The 16,754-nt window shown below is 40.1% G+C and carries 13 protein-coding genes and 4 tRNA genes; all 17 read left to right on the top strand.

Features of this window, described 5'->3' with window-relative positions; translation table 11 throughout:
• Window positions 1-24 precede the first annotated feature (24 nt).
• Complete coding sequence (locus M3183_RS21785; RefSeq protein WP_251472930.1) at window positions 25-1,998, top strand: DHH family phosphoesterase; 1,974 nt, start codon at window positions 25-27, stop codon at window positions 1,996-1,998.
• Window positions 1,995-2,441, top strand: a complete 447-nt coding sequence (gene rplI / locus M3183_RS21780) for a 50S ribosomal protein L9 (RefSeq protein ID WP_251472929.1) — start codon at window positions 1,995-1,997, stop codon at window positions 2,439-2,441. The genes M3183_RS21785 and rplI overlap by 4 nt, the downstream gene beginning before the upstream one ends.
• A 177-nt stretch (window positions 2,442-2,618) precedes the next feature.
• Window positions 2,619-3,983, top strand: a complete 1,365-nt coding sequence (gene dnaB / locus M3183_RS21775; RefSeq protein WP_251472928.1) for a replicative DNA helicase — start codon at window positions 2,619-2,621, stop codon at window positions 3,981-3,983.
• 321 nt (window positions 3,984-4,304) lie between these two features.
• Window positions 4,305-5,597: an adenylosuccinate synthase gene (locus M3183_RS21770; protein WP_251472925.1), complete on the top strand. Its 1,293-nt coding sequence runs from the start codon at window positions 4,305-4,307 to the stop codon at window positions 5,595-5,597.
• Window positions 5,598-6,036: 439 nt separating this feature from the next.
• A tRNA-Lys gene (locus M3183_RS21765) sits at window positions 6,037-6,112 on the top strand.
• Between the two features lie 13 nt (window positions 6,113-6,125).
• Window positions 6,126-6,197, top strand: a tRNA-Glu gene (locus M3183_RS21760).
• Between the two features lie 71 nt (window positions 6,198-6,268).
• A tRNA-Asp gene (locus M3183_RS21755) sits at window positions 6,269-6,345 on the top strand.
• A 105-nt stretch (window positions 6,346-6,450) separates the two neighbouring features.
• Window positions 6,451-6,523: transfer RNA gene (locus M3183_RS21750), tRNA-Phe, on the top strand.
• Window positions 6,524-6,910: 387 nt separating this feature from the next.
• A complete protein-coding gene (locus M3183_RS21745) occupies window positions 6,911-8,365 on the top strand; it encodes a peptidoglycan DD-metalloendopeptidase family protein (protein ID WP_251472924.1) in 1,455 nt (484 codons plus the stop codon).
• A 399-nt stretch (window positions 8,366-8,764) separates the two neighbouring features.
• Entirely contained in the window at window positions 8,765-9,475 is a 711-nt protein-coding gene (gene yycF, locus M3183_RS21740) for a response regulator YycF (protein ID WP_251472922.1), read from the top strand.
• A gap of 6 nt (window positions 9,476-9,481) precedes the next feature.
• Window positions 9,482-11,308, top strand: coding sequence for a cell wall metabolism sensor histidine kinase WalK (gene walK, locus M3183_RS21735; protein WP_251472921.1), 1,827 nt, complete (start codon window positions 9,482-9,484; stop codon window positions 11,306-11,308).
• Entirely contained in the window at window positions 11,305-12,621 is a 1,317-nt protein-coding gene (locus tag M3183_RS21730; RefSeq protein ID WP_251472919.1) for a YycH family regulatory protein, read from the top strand. The genes walK and M3183_RS21730 overlap by 4 nt, the downstream gene beginning before the upstream one ends.
• On the top strand, window positions 12,608-13,405 hold the full coding sequence (locus tag M3183_RS21725) for a two-component system regulatory protein YycI (RefSeq protein WP_251472917.1): 798 nt from the start codon (window positions 12,608-12,610) through the stop codon (window positions 13,403-13,405). The genes M3183_RS21730 and M3183_RS21725 overlap by 14 nt, the downstream gene beginning before the upstream one ends.
• 6 nt (window positions 13,406-13,411) lie before the next feature.
• Window positions 13,412-14,206, top strand: a complete 795-nt coding sequence (locus tag M3183_RS21720; protein ID WP_251472915.1) for an MBL fold metallo-hydrolase — start codon at window positions 13,412-13,414, stop codon at window positions 14,204-14,206.
• Window positions 14,207-14,364: 158 nt separating this feature from the next.
• Window positions 14,365-15,603, top strand: coding sequence for a S1C family serine protease (locus tag M3183_RS21715; RefSeq protein WP_251472913.1), 1,239 nt, complete (start codon window positions 14,365-14,367; stop codon window positions 15,601-15,603).
• A gap of 128 nt (window positions 15,604-15,731) precedes the next feature.
• Entirely contained in the window at window positions 15,732-15,890 is a 159-nt protein-coding gene (locus M3183_RS21710) for a CxxH/CxxC protein (RefSeq protein WP_251472911.1), read from the top strand.
• A 101-nt stretch (window positions 15,891-15,991) separates the two neighbouring features.
• On the top strand, window positions 15,992-16,471 hold the full coding sequence (gene rlmH / locus M3183_RS21705; RefSeq protein ID WP_251472910.1) for a 23S rRNA (pseudouridine(1915)-N(3))-methyltransferase RlmH: 480 nt from the start codon (window positions 15,992-15,994) through the stop codon (window positions 16,469-16,471).
• The last annotated feature ends 283 nt before the right edge of the window (window positions 16,472-16,754 follow it).

Below are 16,754 nucleotides of genomic sequence, written 5' to 3'. Positions count from 1 at the left end.
ACTTACGATTGGAGCTGAAAAACTTTGCCGGAATTTTTAGAAAAGAGGTCAATACGGTACCCTTTTTACGGTTTAATAGGCGTTACAGTCATACTGCTCATCGTCCTATTATTATATAATTGGATATTAAGTCTTGCTGGCTTCATCTTCATGATCATTCCTATTTATTATATGTTTGTCATTGACCAGCGTCAGAGACGGGAAATGGAAGAGTATATCTCGACTCTTTCCTATAGAGTAAAAAAGGTCGGCGAGGAAGCACTGCTTGAAATGCCGATTGGGATTATGCTCATTAATGATGAGTATTCTGTTGAGTGGGCTAACTCCTACTTGGCCTCCTGTTTTGATGAGGATACGCTTGTGGGCAGGTCGCTTTATGATGTGGCAGATAATCTGATTCCATTAATAAAACAGGAAGTGGAATCGGAGGTGATTACCCTGCATGAGCGGAAATTCCGTGTTATTCATAAGCCTGAAGAGAAACTCCTCTACTTTTTTGATGTAACAGAACAAACAGAGATTGAAAAAATGTATCAAAATGAGCGGACTGTTATTGCCACTATCTTTTTAGATAATTACGATGATTTAACCCAGGGAATGGATGACCAAATGCGCGGAAGTATCAATAATTTGGTTACTTCCATTTTAAATAAATGGGCACATGATAATGGCATTTTTCTAAAGCGGGTTTCATCGGAGCGCTTTATTGCTGTTTTTAACGAGGAAATATTGCAAATCCTTGAAAAAGGGAAATTTACAATTCTTGATGATGTAAGGGAAATGACTTCTAAGCATAATGTCTCTTTCACGTTAAGTATTGGTGTCGGGGCTGGGGTATCCTCCCTCCCTGAGCTGGGAGTTCTTGCCCAATCGAGCTTAGATTTGGCGCTTGGAAGAGGCGGTGACCAGGTGGCGATTAAACAGCCAAATGGAAAAGTTAAGTTCTATGGCGGAAAGACAAATCCAATTGAGAAAAGAACCAGAGTAAGAGCGCGTGTTATTTCACATGCCTTGAAGGATTTAATTACCGCGAGTGATAAAGTGATCATAATGGGCCATAAAAATCCGGATATGGACTCAATTGGTGCAGGGATTGGCATTTACAAGGTGGCACAAATGAATCAAAAGGATGCCTATATGGTGGTGAACATGCAGGAGATTGACAATGGGGTTAAGCGGCTGATGAATGAAGTCCGCAGCCAGGAAAGCTTATATTCCCGTTTTATTAACCCGGAAGAGGCATTAGAGATTGCCACAGATAAGACCCTTTTGGTCGTGGTTGATACACATAAGCCTTCATTAGTGATGGAAGAACGGCTGCTGAATAAAATTGACCATGTCGTGGTAATAGACCATCACAGGCGAAGTGAAGATTTCATTATCAATCCTCTGCTGGTGTACATGGAGCCTTATGCCTCCTCCACCTCAGAGCTTGTGACTGAATTCCTTGAATATCAGCCGAAGAAGGTTAAAATAGAGATGATTGAAGCAACTGCTCTTTTAGCTGGAATTATTGTAGATACGAAAAGCTTTACGTTAAGAACAGGTTCGAGGACATTTGATGCCGCTTCCTATTTAAGAGCACATGGTGCTGACACAGTACTCGTTCAAAAATTGATGAAGGAAAGCATTGATACATATAAAGAAAGGTCTAAATTAATTGAATCTGTTGTCTTTTATCGTGATGGTATTGCAATATCCAAGGGCAGTGAATTAGAGCTTCATGATCAAGTGATTATTGCGCAGGCTGCTGATACATTATTATCCATGGATGGGGTATCTGCATCCTTTGTTATTGCCAAACGCAGTGATGAGGTTATTGGCATAAGTGCCCGGTCATTAGGGAATGTCAATGTTCAAGTGATTATGGAAAGCTTAAAAGGCGGCGGCCATTTGACGAATGCTGCTACACAGCTTACAGGATTAACCATTGAAGAAACAGAAGCTGAACTAAAGCAGGCGATTGATGAATATTTTGAAGGGAGCAAAAAGGAATGAAAGTAATTTTTCTAAAAGATGTTAAGGGTAAAGGAAAAAAAGGCGAAATTAAAAATGTGGCGGATGGGTATGCCCATAACTTTTTAATTAAACAGGGTTTAGCAGTTGAAGCAACAACTTCCAGTATGAGTTCATTGGAGGCACAAAATAAGAAACAGGAAAAACTGGCAGCTGAAGAATTGGCTGAGGCAAAAAAACTAAAAGAAAAATTAGATCAAATTACAGTAGAATTAACCGCTAAGGCTGGTGAAGGCGGCAGAATCTTTGGCTCGATTACATCAAAGCAAATTGCTGAAGAATTACAGAAAAAACACGGTATTAAAGTGGATAAACGTAAAATGGAATTAAATGACGCTATCCGCACTTTAGGACACACAAAGGTGCCTGTGAAGCTTTATCATGATGTAACAGCAACGCTTACAGTACATGTTCAGGAAGTATAATAAAAAATTCCCAGTTCAAATTTACGTAAAGTCTGATAGAATATAGTAAAATGTAATGAGACGTGATCGGTGTATTGCTGGTCACTTTTCTTTTTGAAAAATAAAAGTGCTGAAGCTGGATTCAGTTCATTTTGATCCCAAAACATACTATTCCTTCTAATTGGAGGTTTTTGCTATATGAGTGATTTATTTGCAGACCGCATGCCCCCGCAAAACATTGAGGCTGAACAGGCGGTAATTGGTGCCGTTTTTTTAGAGCCATCTTCCCTAACACTAGCATCTGAAATTTTAATTCCTGAAGACTTTTATCGGGCGGCCCATCAGAAGATCTTTAATGTGATGTTAAAGCTGAATGATGAGGGCAAGGCAGTAGACCTTATTACCGTTACTGAAGAATTATCAGCAGCTAACTTAATCGAAGATATTGGCGGTGTCAGCTATTTAAGTGAAGTAGCGGCATCTGTTCCAACAGCAGCAAATATAGAGTATTATGCTAGAATCGTAGAAGAAAAGTCTTTACTAAGAAGGTTGATCCGTACAGCGACAAATATTGCACAGGACGGATATACACGTGAAGATGAAGTAGAAACCGTCTTAAATGACGCGGAGAAAAATATTCTTGAAGTGGCGCAAAGGAAAAATGCCGGAGCGTTCCATAATATTAAAGATGTCCTTGTCCGTACGTATGACAATATTGAATTAATGCATGCCCGTGCAGGCGATATTACAGGTATTCCGACGGGCTTTGCCGAGCTTGACCGGATGACGGCAGGATTCCAGCGCAATGACTTAATTATTGTTGGTGCCCGTCCATCAGTTGGTAAAACGGCGTTTGCTTTAAATATTGCACAAAATGTTGCGATTAAAGCCAATGAGACTGTCGCCATCTTCAGTCTGGAGATGGGAGCGGAACAGCTGGTAATGCGTATGCTTTGTGCAGAGGGGAATATTGATGCACAAAGGCTGCGTACCGGTTCCCTTACAGATGATGACTGGGGAAAACTTGTAATGGCGATGGGCAGCCTGTCAAATGCCCCCATTTTTATTGATGATACGCCTGGTGTTAAAGTAAATGAAATCCGTGCTAAATGCCGGCGGTTGAAACAAGAGCATGGCTTAGGCATGATTTTAATTGATTACTTACAGTTAGTTCTCGGAAGCGGAAAATCAGGGGAAAACAGACAGCAGGAAGTATCTGAGATTTCCCGTTCCCTTAAACAGCTGGCACGTGAACTTCAAGTTCCAATTATTGCGTTATCACAGCTGTCTCGTGGTGTTGAGCAGCGGCAGGATAAACGGCCAATGATGTCCGATATCCGTGAATCAGGTAGTATTGAGCAGGACGCCGATATTGTTGCCTTCTTATATCGCGATGACTATTATGATAAGGAATCGGAGAATAAGAACATTATTGAAATTATTATAGCCAAGCAGCGTAACGGCCCGGTTGGAACAGTGAGTCTGGCGTTTGTAAAAGAATATAATAAATTCGTCAACTTAGAGAGACGATTTGATGATGCCATGGCCCCGCCTGGTGCATAAAGGAGCTTCAATCAGAGTTTTTTTCTGCTGCTTGTTACTTGAACTATTCGAACTTTTACGGGAAGCTGGTCACCCGCTTATGCTTTCTGCTTACGATAATTAACGAAGCAGGAGCTTTTTCTGCTCGTTATATTGGGATAAATTTTAAGGTCAGCCGATATATGGCTGGCCTTTTTTAGTAGATTGCTATATTAGCGAACAAATTACATATATTAATATAAAAATGTTCGTGTTTAATTGATTTTTGGATGCAGAATTGGTAAACTATGTAGTGTTAAGTATTTAATGACCTAGAAGTGAATAATTTCGGAGGTGCCTTTCATGTCATCAGTAGTAGTTGTTGGTACACAATGGGGAGACGAAGGAAAAGGAAAAATTACCGATTTTCTTTCTGAAAATGCAGAGGTAATTGCTCGTTATCAAGGCGGAAATAATGCCGGCCACACAATTAAATTTAACGGCGTTACCTATAAATTACACTTGATTCCTTCAGGGATTTTTAATAAAGAAAAGATTAGTGTTATCGGAAATGGAATGGTTGTTGATCCAAAGGCGCTTGTTGAGGAATTGGCGTATTTACATGAACAAGGCATTTCAACTGATAATTTAAGAATCAGCAACCGTGCACACGTTATTCTTCCATACCACCTAAAATTAGACGAAGTAGAAGAATTACGTAAAGGCGATAATAAAATTGGCACAACGAAAAAAGGTATTGGACCTGCTTACATGGATAAAGCAGCTCGTGTCGGCATCCGTATTGCTGACTTATTAGACCGTGAAGTGTTTGAAGAAAAATTAGAGCAAAACTTAGCAGAAAAAAACCGTTTATTTGAACGGATTTATGAAGTTGAAGGTTTTAAAAAGGAAGATATTCTGGACGAATACTACGAGTATGGCCAGCAATTTAAACAATATGTATGCGATACATCTGTTGTATTAAATGATGCATTAGATGATGGCAAACGCGTATTGTTTGAAGGTGCCCAAGGGGTAATGCTGGATATTGACCAAGGCACATACCCGTTTGTTACTTCATCTAACCCTGTTGCCGGCGGTGTTACCATTGGTTCTGGTGTGGGGCCATCAAAAATTACTCATGTAGTGGGTGTTTGTAAAGCCTATACTTCCCGCGTAGGCGACGGTCCATTCCCGACAGAATTATTTGATGAAGTCGGCAATCAAATTCGGGAAGTCGGCCGTGAATATGGTACAACAACCGGCCGTCCGCGCCGTATTGGCTGGTTCGACAGCGTCGTTGTCCGCCATGCCCGCCGTGTCAGCGGTTTAACGGACCTTTCCCTTAATTCCATTGACGTTTTAACTGGACTTGAGACATTAAAGATTTGTACAGCTTACCGTTATAAGGATCAGGTTATTACAGAATACCCTGCAAATTTAAAAATCCTTTCTCAATGTGAGCCAATTTATGAAGAACTTCCTGGCTGGACTGAGGATATTACTGGTGTAAAATCATTAGATGAGCTCCCAGCAAATGCACGACACTATGTTGAGCGGGTAACCCAGCTGACAGGTGTTCCATTGACCACCTTCTCTGTTGGCCCAGACCGTACTCAAACCAATGTAGTCCGCAGCCCATGGAGACAGATCTAATCGGAATATGTGAATTTCCAGGCCCTCTGATTTAAATTTAGAGGGTCTCTCTTCCTTTTGTTGGGATTTTTGGGGAGGCACGTGCAGGAAGCAGGAAGCGACAATATTTAAATGCTATAAATGACAAATTTGAATGCTATAGTGCTAAACCTGTCTGTATCCACAAAAAAACTGTTTTAAAAAACGGTAAATGATCGCCTTTTATAATTTTAATAAAATCATAAAAAAGTGTTGCACTTCATACATAAGACATGATATTATAAAAAGCGTCGTCATAGAAGAAGTATGACATGAGCCATTAGCTCAGTTGGTAGAGCAACGAGCAAAGCTTCTATGAATTAGTTTCGAGTTGTACACGCCGAGCTGCTTCTTGCATAGACTTTCTGAGGCGGGGACATCTGACGACCTAAATAGGGATTAGTGAAGTTTCCTTTTTTATGAGCCATTAGCTCAGTTGGTAGAGCATCTGACTTTTAATCAGAGGGTCGAAGGTTCGAGTCCTTCATGGCTCACCATTTTCATATAAATGGCCCCTTGGTCAAGCGGTTAAGACACCGCCCTTTCACGGCGGTAACACGGGTTCGAATCCCGTAGGGGTCATGGCGTTGGCAGGCTGACAAAAGGCTGGCAAGGACAGTCTCCTTGTTAGTTTGCCATTAAAATTAAAATTTGGTCTGGTAGTTCAGCTGGTTAGAATGCCTGCCTGTCACGCAGGAGGTCGCGGGTTCGAGTCCCGTCCAGACCGCCACTATACATAACAAAAGGAAATAGCTCATTTGCGTTGCAGATTACTTACTTCGATGAATATGCATGTACGGAAAGGGACTATTATTATTACAACTAAATTCAATATGGCTCAGTAGCTCAGTCGGTAGAGCAAAGGACTGAAAATCCTTGTGTCGGCGGTTCGATTCCGTCCTGAGCCATCCAAAAGGCTTGCGTTCAATGGCAAGCCTTTTTACATTCGCTTATTTGCTGTTGTAATAAAACCGTAAAAGAACAGCTATATTTTTACAATTCTCCACAAACCCACACTTATCTGTAAAATATCTCCTCTACTACCCAAGAACTAATTGAACACCTGATTTAATAGGAAATTACGTCTGTTCCTTAAAGAAAATAAATGGGTAAAATTTACTGGCATATTTCATGAAAAATAGGAAAATGTCATCTTTTATACATTTTTATTACATTATTGAGACTCCACATTTTTTCAAAAAAAACTATGGTACAGTAAAATAGGTTTGAAATTAAGAGAAAATTCAAGTAGTCAAAAGTACTAGATTAAGAGTTTTTTTGTGATTTGGGAGGAAATGATGTTATTTTCATATAAGAAGTTATTTACTATAAAGACAACCATTATCTCAGCAATGGCTGCTTCGACACTTGCCTTCAGCAGCGGGCCAATTGCATTTGCAGACTCCAATCAATCCGATCAATCCAATCAGTCCAATCAGTCTGCTACTACATATCAGGTTTATGTTAATGGTACATATGCAGGAAATGTTACGAATAAAAAGATCGTCAACCGTATAATAGCTGAAAAAACGCAGCAGGCTGGTAAATTCCGGATTAAGTCTGCTCCGAAAGTAGAGTACATTCCGAAGAGGGTATTTAACAGCACAGCAAATAATCCGGAGACAATCGAAACGTTAAAGGATGTATTTCAAATTAAGGTGGCTGCTGCTGCGATTGTAATTGACGGCAACCCTGTTACTTACGTTGACAGCGAACAAACAGCTCAAGAAGTGATTAAAAACCTTAAGCTGCAGTATGTGTCTCAAGATCAATTGGAAGAGCTTGAAGCAAGAAAGGCATCCGCGGAAACGGTTTTACCACCTTTAAAGGAAAACGAATCCCGCCTATTAGATGTTCGTTTATCAAAAGGCATTTCATTTGAAGAGCAAAGTATAGAGCCAGAAAAAATTATGTCTCTCAAAGACGCTGTTACCTATTTACAAAAGGGAACATTACTAGAAAAGAAATATACTGTACAAAAGGGTGACGCTATTGAAACGATTGCCCATGATCACGGTTTAAAGCTAAATGAAATCTTAGTGCTAAATCCGGGATTAACGGCAGATTCTATTTTAAGAATAGGAGAAAAGATTAATGTAACGGAACTAACACCGTTTATTGAAGTGATGGTGGAAAAGGAAACAAATCGAAAGGAATCCATTCCATACACAACAAAGACTGTCGAAAATTCATCTAAGCCGAAAGGGCAGACAAAAGTAAAGCAGGATGGCAAAAATGGTACACAGTCGGTAACCTACAGAATTACCGAGCAAAATGGAACAGAGTCAAAGAAGGAAATAGTTAATAAGAAAATTTTAGAGCAGCCGGTAAACCGCCTTGTTGAAAAAGGAACAAAGGTTCTTCCGTCCCGAGGCGAAGGAAGTTTTGCCTGGCCGACAGTCGGAGGCTATATATCCAGTCAAATGGGATATCGCTGGGGAAAATTGCATAAAGGCATTGATATTGCAAGGCCAAGCAATAGGACAATCAAAGCAGCCGATAATGGTGTGGTAGTTTCTGCCGGCTGGGGCAATGGGTATGGCAATCGAATCATCATTGACCATAAAAATGGGTATCGGACCCTTTACGGGCATATGTCATCACTGAAGGTAAAAGCCGGACAAACTGTTTCAAAAGGAACAGCAATTGGTGTTATGGGGTCAACCGGGGACTCTACAGGTATTCATTTGCATTTTGAAGTGTATAAAAATGGAAGTTTGGTCAATCCGTTAAAATACGTGAACAGGTAGAAGTCTCCAGCAGCTGCTGGGGGCTTTTCCATTTTAGAAAATAGTGATGTTACTTTACTGAGTGTCCAGCCGGTTTTTCATCCTGGAATAAGAGTGCCCAGCCAATGCGGCCAGTTAGTTTCCATCCTGGAATAAACTGCTTAAGAATCTTACGCAAAGCTTTAACTTTATGCACCTTGAGTACAGGCCAATATGTCTAATAGTTTAAAAAGCAGCCCTTCAACAGGTCTTATTGTGCCTGCTGGGCTGCCCCGAGATGCTTTTGCCTATCTCTGTAAAAAACTTGTAATTGATGAATTTAGGCTGAAATAATGGTAAAGTAAAATAGTATAGTTATGACTTTTTTAACTGCTTATTAATATAGATTGAAATTCCATGTTAATGGAGAGGAGAACTAGTATGGAAAAGAAAATTCTTATCGTTGATGATGAAAAGCCGATTGCAGATATTTTACAGTTTAATCTCAGAAAAGAAGGTTACGTAGTTTACTGTGCCTATGAAGGGAACGAAGCATTAAATTTAGTTGAGGAAATTCAGCCGGACTTAATACTTCTTGATATCATGCTTCCAGGCCAGGATGGCATGGAAGTATGCCGTGAAGTGCGCAAAAAATATGAAATGCCGATTATTATGTTAACGGCAAAGGATTCTGAAATTGATAAAGTGTTAGGCTTGGAGCTTGGTGCAGATGACTATGTTACAAAACCTTTCAGCACCAGGGAATTAATTGCCCGTGTAAAAGCGAATCTTCGCCGCCAGCAGCAGGTGGCTGCACAGCCTGAGGCTGAAAATGAAACAAATGAGATTACGATTGGATCCCTTGTCATCCACCCTGATGCTTATATTGTTTCTAAACGCGGGGAAACCATTGAACTTACACACCGTGAGTTTGAATTACTTTTTTATTTAGCAAAACATATTGGTCAGGTTATGACAAGAGAGCATTTACTGCAGACGGTCTGGGGATATGATTATTACGGTGATGTCCGTACTGTCGATGTTACGGTCAGACGTCTTCGTGAAAAAATTGAAGACAGTCCGAGTCATCCGGCATGGATCGTAACTAGACGCGGGGTGGGGTATTATTTACGAAATCCTGAACAGGAGTAATGACTAGTGAAAAAGGTTGGATTCTTTCGTTCAATACACGTAAAATTTGTCGTCATCTATGTTCTTCTTATTTTAGTGGCGATGCAGGTGATTGGCGTATATTTCGTCAAACAGCTTGAAACTACATTAAGGACGAATTTTCAGACGTCGATTAAAGAACGTGTAAATTTGCTTGCTTATAATGTCCGAGAGGAAATGGAAAAGGAAAGAACACCTGAAGATCGTACGCTGGAAGAAGCTATTGGGAAAGTTTTAAGAGATTTTGAAGCTGTTGATATTTCCGAGGTGCGGGTCATTGAAGGCAGATCAATGAAAATCTTAGGTACATCGGATGTGAACAATCAGGGGATTGTCGGGCAGCGGACAACAGAGCTGCGTATTAAACAATCGATGGTATTGGAAGAGGATCAAAGCGCGATTCAGATTGATCCGCAGACTGGGCACCGTATTTGGGTCCTTTCTACTCCGATTATGTCTGGTAAAAAGGTGCTTGGCTCTATTTATTTAGTTGCTAAAATTGAAAGTGTCTTTACCCAAATGAAGACAATTAATGGTATCTTTTCAACTGGAACAGCAATCGCCCTATCTATCACTGCAGTACTGGGGATTTTGCTGGCACAAACCATTGCCAAGCCGATTGCAGATATGAAAAAGCAGGCGTTGGCTATGGCAAAGGGGAATTTCTCCAGGAAGGTTAAGGTATACGGCAATGATGAAATTGGTACGCTTGCCAGTACCTTTAACCATTTGACGAAAAGGCTTCAAGAGGCTCAAGCAATGACGGAGGGCGAAAGAAGAAAGTTGTCATCTGTCCTGTCCTCTATGACAGATGGTGTGATAGCCACAGATAGAAAAGGCAGAGTGATTTTAATTAATGAACCTGCCGCTGAGATGCTGAATGTTTCACGTGAAACAGTTTTGTCAGAGCCCATTATGTCTGTGTTAGGTTTGGAAGATGGTAATACATTTGAAGATTTACTGGAAGAGAATGACTCTTTAATTTTAGATTATAGTACAAAGACGGAGCCATATATACTCCGTGCAAATTTTTCCGTCATCCAAAAAGAAACCGGTTTTGTTAACGGACTAATTGCGGTTCTTCATGATATTACCGAACAGGAAAAAATTGATGCTGACAGACGAGAGTTCGTCGCAAATGTTTCCCACGAACTAAGGACGCCGCTGACAACGATGCGCAGTTATCTTGAGGCACTTGCTGATGGAGCATGGCAGGATAAGGAGATTGCTCCAAACTTTTTAGAGGTAACCCGGACGGAAACAGAACGAATGATTCGTCTTGTAAATGACTTATTACAGTTATCCAAAATGGATAGTACAGATTATAAGCTGAACAAAGAATGGGTGGATTTTGCTGTATTCTATGACCGGATTATTGATCGGTTTGAGATGTCCAAACATCAGAATGTAACCTTCAGCAGGAAATTGCCGGAACATGCTGTTTTTGTTGAAGTTGATGAAGATAAAATAACTCAGGTTTTATACAATGTTATTTCTAATGCCTTAAAATATTCTCCAGAAGGCGGGAAGGTAACTTTCTCGATGAAAGAGAAGGAGGATAAAATTATTGTCAGCGTATCAGATGAAGGTGTAGGGATACCAAAAGAAAGTATTGGAAAAATATTTGACCGTTTTTATCGTGTAGATAAGGCAAGGACTCGGAAATTAGGCGGTACGGGATTGGGACTAGCCATTGCAAAAGAAATGGTGAAGGCCCATGACGGCGAGATATGGGCAACAAGTAAAGAAGGAAGAGGAACAACGATTTCCTTCTCACTGCCATACCAACGTACTGAAGAGGATGAATGGTCATGAAATACGAAACAATAAAATCCATTATATTGATTATTTTAATCTTACTAAGTGTGCTATTAACGTGGAATCTTTGGACGTATCAGCCCAATTACGAAAAGATGGAAAGTAATAATACATTGGAAGAAGTCACGTTAAGTGAAAAGCAGGAGGTTCAGAAAATTATCCGTCCTGACCAAGTCCTGTTTCATATTTATGGAAAACATTATGGAACAAATAATAGAGGCGAATTAGATAAGATTATTAAGGAAGTAAGCAAATGGTCCTTTTTTGATTTAAAAAACTACACAAATAAAGTCAACGACTTTGATGAACTGGTTCATGGAACAGGGAACGCAGAAATAATTTTCCCCGGGGAAGTGCCGGTTGAATTATACCGCAGTGTTTTAAAAATTGAGGGTGAAAAACCCCCATCCTTTACATTTGACCGCATGGTGATTAATGTAGAGCATTCGGGAGAGGAAAATGGAATTGTCTATTTTGTTTCATCAGAAAATAACCAGGTGTTTATGGCTCATATTTCACCAGCCAATTTAAATTCCTTCAATCAGGAATTTTTTAAAGGCGGTACGAAATATCCACGCTTTTTTGCCTTTAAAGCAACGGAAACTAGGACGCTTTTTCTGCCTGTAAATGAAACTAAAATGATGACATATAAGTATCTTCCTAAAATCCTTGATTCGGAGGCATTCAAAGAGGCACTATTTGATGACCCTAGTTTTGTTCAAAAAAGTGTCCTGACCAATGGTGAGGAATATACGAATGGTTCAAGTAAACTGACCGTTAATTACGATAGTAATATGCTCTCCTATGTGAATCCGACGATAGATGATAACTATCTGGAAAATGCCTATGACTTGGTGAAGCGGGGCATTGATTTTGTCAATGAGCACGGCGGCTGGACAGATGAGTTCCGCTATGCAGAAAAGGATGAATATAAACGCTCTGTCACCTTCCGGCTGTACAGCAAAGAAGGGTATCCTGTGTTTAGTGATATTGGGCTGTCAGAGATTTATGAGGTGTGGGGGCGAAATAAAGTAAATAAGTATATCCGTCCAAATATTGCCTTAGAACTGCCGCTTGCGGAAAGAACGGTAACGCAGCCATCAGGCTATAAGGCACTGGAATTTTTACAAAGCAAACCAAACTTTAAGCCGGAACTGCTGCAGCAAATGGTTTTAGGCTACCGGATGGAAAAAGATACAGAAGAGAACAGACTCATCCTCTTAGAACCTGAATGGTATTATCGCTACGATAATACTTGGGGGCGTATAACAATGGAAGACCTAGGAGGGCCTGCGCATGGATTGGAATAAAATAAAAACCATTTTTATCGTGACCTTTTTAATTTTAGATGCCTATCTATTATTTCAATTCATGAAAATCCGCGACGCCAATAAATATGAAGTCATTACTAAGACGTCTTTTGAAGAGAAACTGCAGGCAGATGAAATTACGTATGTTGAATTGCCGGAAACGTTGATTAAGGCCCAATATCTAAGTGCAAAGCCAAAAATTTTTACAAAAGAGGATATAGCAAAATTGAAGGGCCAAAAGATGAAGTGGGAGGAGCCAAGCACTACCCTGTTCATGAACCTAGAGAAGCCTATGCAGCTAAGTTCGAAATTTGAACCGGCAGATCTTGCTGACTTTTTGAAGGATAATGTTTTATATGGGGATCAATATCAGTTTTGGGAGAAAGATGATAATCAAAAAACAATTACCTACTTTCAGTCATATGATACCTCTCCCTTATATCAAAATATAAATGGAATGATTATCTTTAAATATAATGAAAAAAACCAGATTGTATCCTATCAGCAGAGCTATTTGGAGGGAGTGGAAGAGTTGACGGCCAAAGAAGAGATACTTCCTCCATTAAAAGCAATTGAAACATTGCATCAAAAGGGACTACTGAAGCCAAAAAGCAAGATTACCAAGGTTGAACTAGGCTATTCGACACTCGTACAGTTAGCAGCATCTCAAGTGTTAGCCCCTACATGGCGCTTTGAAGTGAATAACAAAGAAAGTTTATATGTTAATGCCTTTGAAGGTCAGATTATTGATTTTAAAAATGATGATAAAATGAGTGTGGAGTGAGTTAGTATGTCTTTGCGTTATAGCATCTTAGCCAGCGGGAGTACGGGGAACGCCCTTTATGTTGAGTCTGATGAACATTCCTTCTTAGTGGATGCGGGTTTTAGCGGCAAGCAGATGGAAGCATTATTTCAGCAGATTGACCGTGATCCCAGCAAGCTTTCCGCTATCTTTGTTACCCATGAACATAATGATCATATTAAAGGAATTGGGGTTCTTGCCCGAAAATATAAATTACCTGTATACGCCAATGAGAAAACATGGCAGGCGATGGAAAAATCAGTTGGTGTTATTCCAACTGACCAGAAGTTCGTATTTAATATGGAGTCGGTTAAGAGTTTTGGTTCTATTGATATTGAATCATTTGGTGTTTCACATGATGCGGCAGAGCCGATGTTTTATACATTCCATCAATCTGATAAAAAGCTTGTGTTAATCACAGATACCGGGTATGTCAGCGATCGGATGAAAGGCATTATTTCGAATGCGGATGTCTATGTTTTTGAATCCAATCATGATGTACAAATGCTGCGGATGGGACATTATCCATGGAATCTTAAACGGAGAATTCTAAGCGATGTTGGTCATGTTTCAAATGAAGACGCAGCGATTGCGATGAGCGAGGTTATCGGGGACCGGACCAAAAAGGTGTATCTTGCCCATTTAAGCAAGGATAATAATATGAAAGAATTAGCGAGAATGTCTGTTGCCCAAACGCTGGAAAGCCGAGGTTTGATTGTCGGCGAACAATTTGGACTATATGACACAGACCCTAAAACACCAACGATATTAACTGCGGTTTAAAAACAGAGTGAGGATGCTGCCTGGACAGTCGCCTCACTTTTTTTATGCCTTCCCTATAGAATGACAATTTTTTAGTAAATCCGCTTTAGTAGAGTATAATTGTAATTATAAGCCAAAATATAAATAGCAATCATTCGAAAGAGAGGAATGGTGTAGAATTGGGTTTTTATGATGATCATTCACCAAATCAGTACAGGGGGAATAAAAGCCGAAAAGGCGGAATTTTTACTGCGAGCTTAGTGGGTGCCATTCTTGGTGCCATTTTGGTAATTATTGCAGTACCGGCTCTTTCCAATAAGGGAATTCTCCCATATAAAATTGAAACCAATCAAAATGCTGCGGAAACAAGCACAGATAATGATACCGGAGGAAATATAATCCGCCAGCAGGTATCCTATGATGTAAAAACAGATACCACAAAGGCGATTAATAAAACAGCTGATGCCGTTGTCGGGATCAATAATATCCAGTCAACAAGCTTTTGGGCCGACGACAACAGCAGTGGTGATGAAACAGCCGGCACCGGTTCAGGGGTAATTTATAGAAAGGCTGGCGGCAAGGCCTATGTTGTAACCAACCATCATGTTGTTGAGGGGGCAACCAGGCTTGAGGTAAGTATGAGTGACGGGACTAAGATTCCTGCAAAGCTATTGGGAAGCGATATTTGGACAGACTTAGCCGTTCTTGAAATTGATGCCGGTAAAATAAAAAAAACAGCCGAATTTGGAGATTCTGACAGCTTAAAAATGGGTGAGCCTGTTATTGCTATCGGAAATCCGCTGGGTCCTACTTTCTCTGGGTCTGTTACACAAGGAATTATTTCAGGACTTAAACGGACTATCCCTGTAGACATTAATCAGGATGGTGTTATAGACTGGCAGTCAGAAGTATTGCAGACAGATGCAGCGATCAACCCTGGAAACAGCGGTGGTGCACTTATTAATATAGCCGGCCAGGTGATCGGCATTAATTCCATGAAAATTGCCCAAAATGCAGTAGAAGGAATCGGTTTATCGATACCCATTAATTCAGCGAAACCAATTATCCATGACCTTGAGTCGTTTGGGAGTGTGAAACGTCCCTATATGGGTGTGGACTTAAAGTCAGTGAGTGAAATTCCAGCCTATTATCAGCAGGAAGCTCTAAAGCTGCCGCGGAATGTGACCCATGGGGTAGCCATTCGTCAGGTCGTTCCAGCATCACCAGCTGCACGTGCGGGACTTGAAGAAATGGATGTCATTGTGGAAATGGATGGTCTAAAAATTAATGATGTCATTGATCTTCGCAAACATCTATATCAGGATAAGAAGATTGGCGAAAAGATGACCATTAAGTTTTACCGTGATGGCAAGCTGAAGGAGACCAGTCTGACATTAGTGGGAGATAAATTGCAATAAGTATGATGAAAAACAGGATGGCGGGATTGCGCCCTCCTGTTTTTTATGCCATTGGTCATTTAACCGCAATATGATATAGTACGTGTAGTAAAAAGGAAGATTAGCTAATAAGAAAGGTGAAGTTATGTATGATTTATTGTTGTGAGGAACATGTAGAACTTGGATTAGATATGATTGTGGATGAATATGAGACATTTCCGGTTTTAACTAAAATTGATGTGGATAACTTATCAACAAGCTGTGAATTTTGTCGAAATAAGGCTGTATATCTTGTGGCGAACAAATGATTTCATACAAGATGTGGATAAAAAATGTGCATATGTGGATAACTGCTGTGGATATCTTGTTTGTAAGCTGTTTGTAATCAATTTGAAAAGGGCTGTGGATTGTGAATATCTCCATCATTACAGTTGGGAAATTAAAAGAGAAGTATTTGAAAATGGGAATTGAAGAATATGTCAAAAGATTATCTGCCTATGCGAAGGTAGAAATGATTGAAGTAGCCGATGAAAAGGCACCTGAAGAATTAAGCGAACTGGAAATGATCCAGGTGAAACAAAAAGAAGGCGAACGGATCCTTGCCAAGATTAGTGCAGATACATATGTGATAGCTTTAGCGATTCAGGGGAAAATGAGGTCATCGGAGGAATTAGCAGATATGCTGGATAAGCTGGCCACCTATGGTAAAAGCAAAATTGCTTTTGTCATTGGCGGATCACTCGGATTAAGTGACGAAGTATTGAAGCGGTCAAATGAGCAGCTGTCTTTTTCACGGATGACCTTCCCTCACCAGCTGATGAGATTGATTTTGGTCGAGCAGGTGTACCGGGCGTTTCGGATTAATCGGGGGGAACCGTATCATAAGTAAATGAGGTTTATTGGAAGTTGCAGTATAGGAATTTATAAAGTCGATTTTATTAAACCTGTCAGTGAAAAGACTTGACATAAATAGTGTAAATAGGGTCCTTGGTTTCTGTTGACTTTAAATCCTATTGAAAGCAAAAATCCCCCTCATCTTTTTAAAGAGGCCACTGAAAAAGTTCTCCTAAATAATGTAAAAAAGGTATAATACCTCATTATCTGAGGGAATTATACCTTTTTTGCTGTATAATTATAGTATCAATTTTGAACGGGTGTGTACTATGATACAA

Origin of the sequence: Neobacillus mesonae (assembly GCF_023715155.1) — a bacterium.
GTDB classification, from domain to species: Bacteria; Bacillota; Bacilli; order Bacillales; family Cytobacillaceae; genus Neobacillus; species Neobacillus mesonae_A.
Note: the sequence above shows the minus strand (reverse complement) of the source record. Positions and strands in the feature narration are given on the sequence as shown.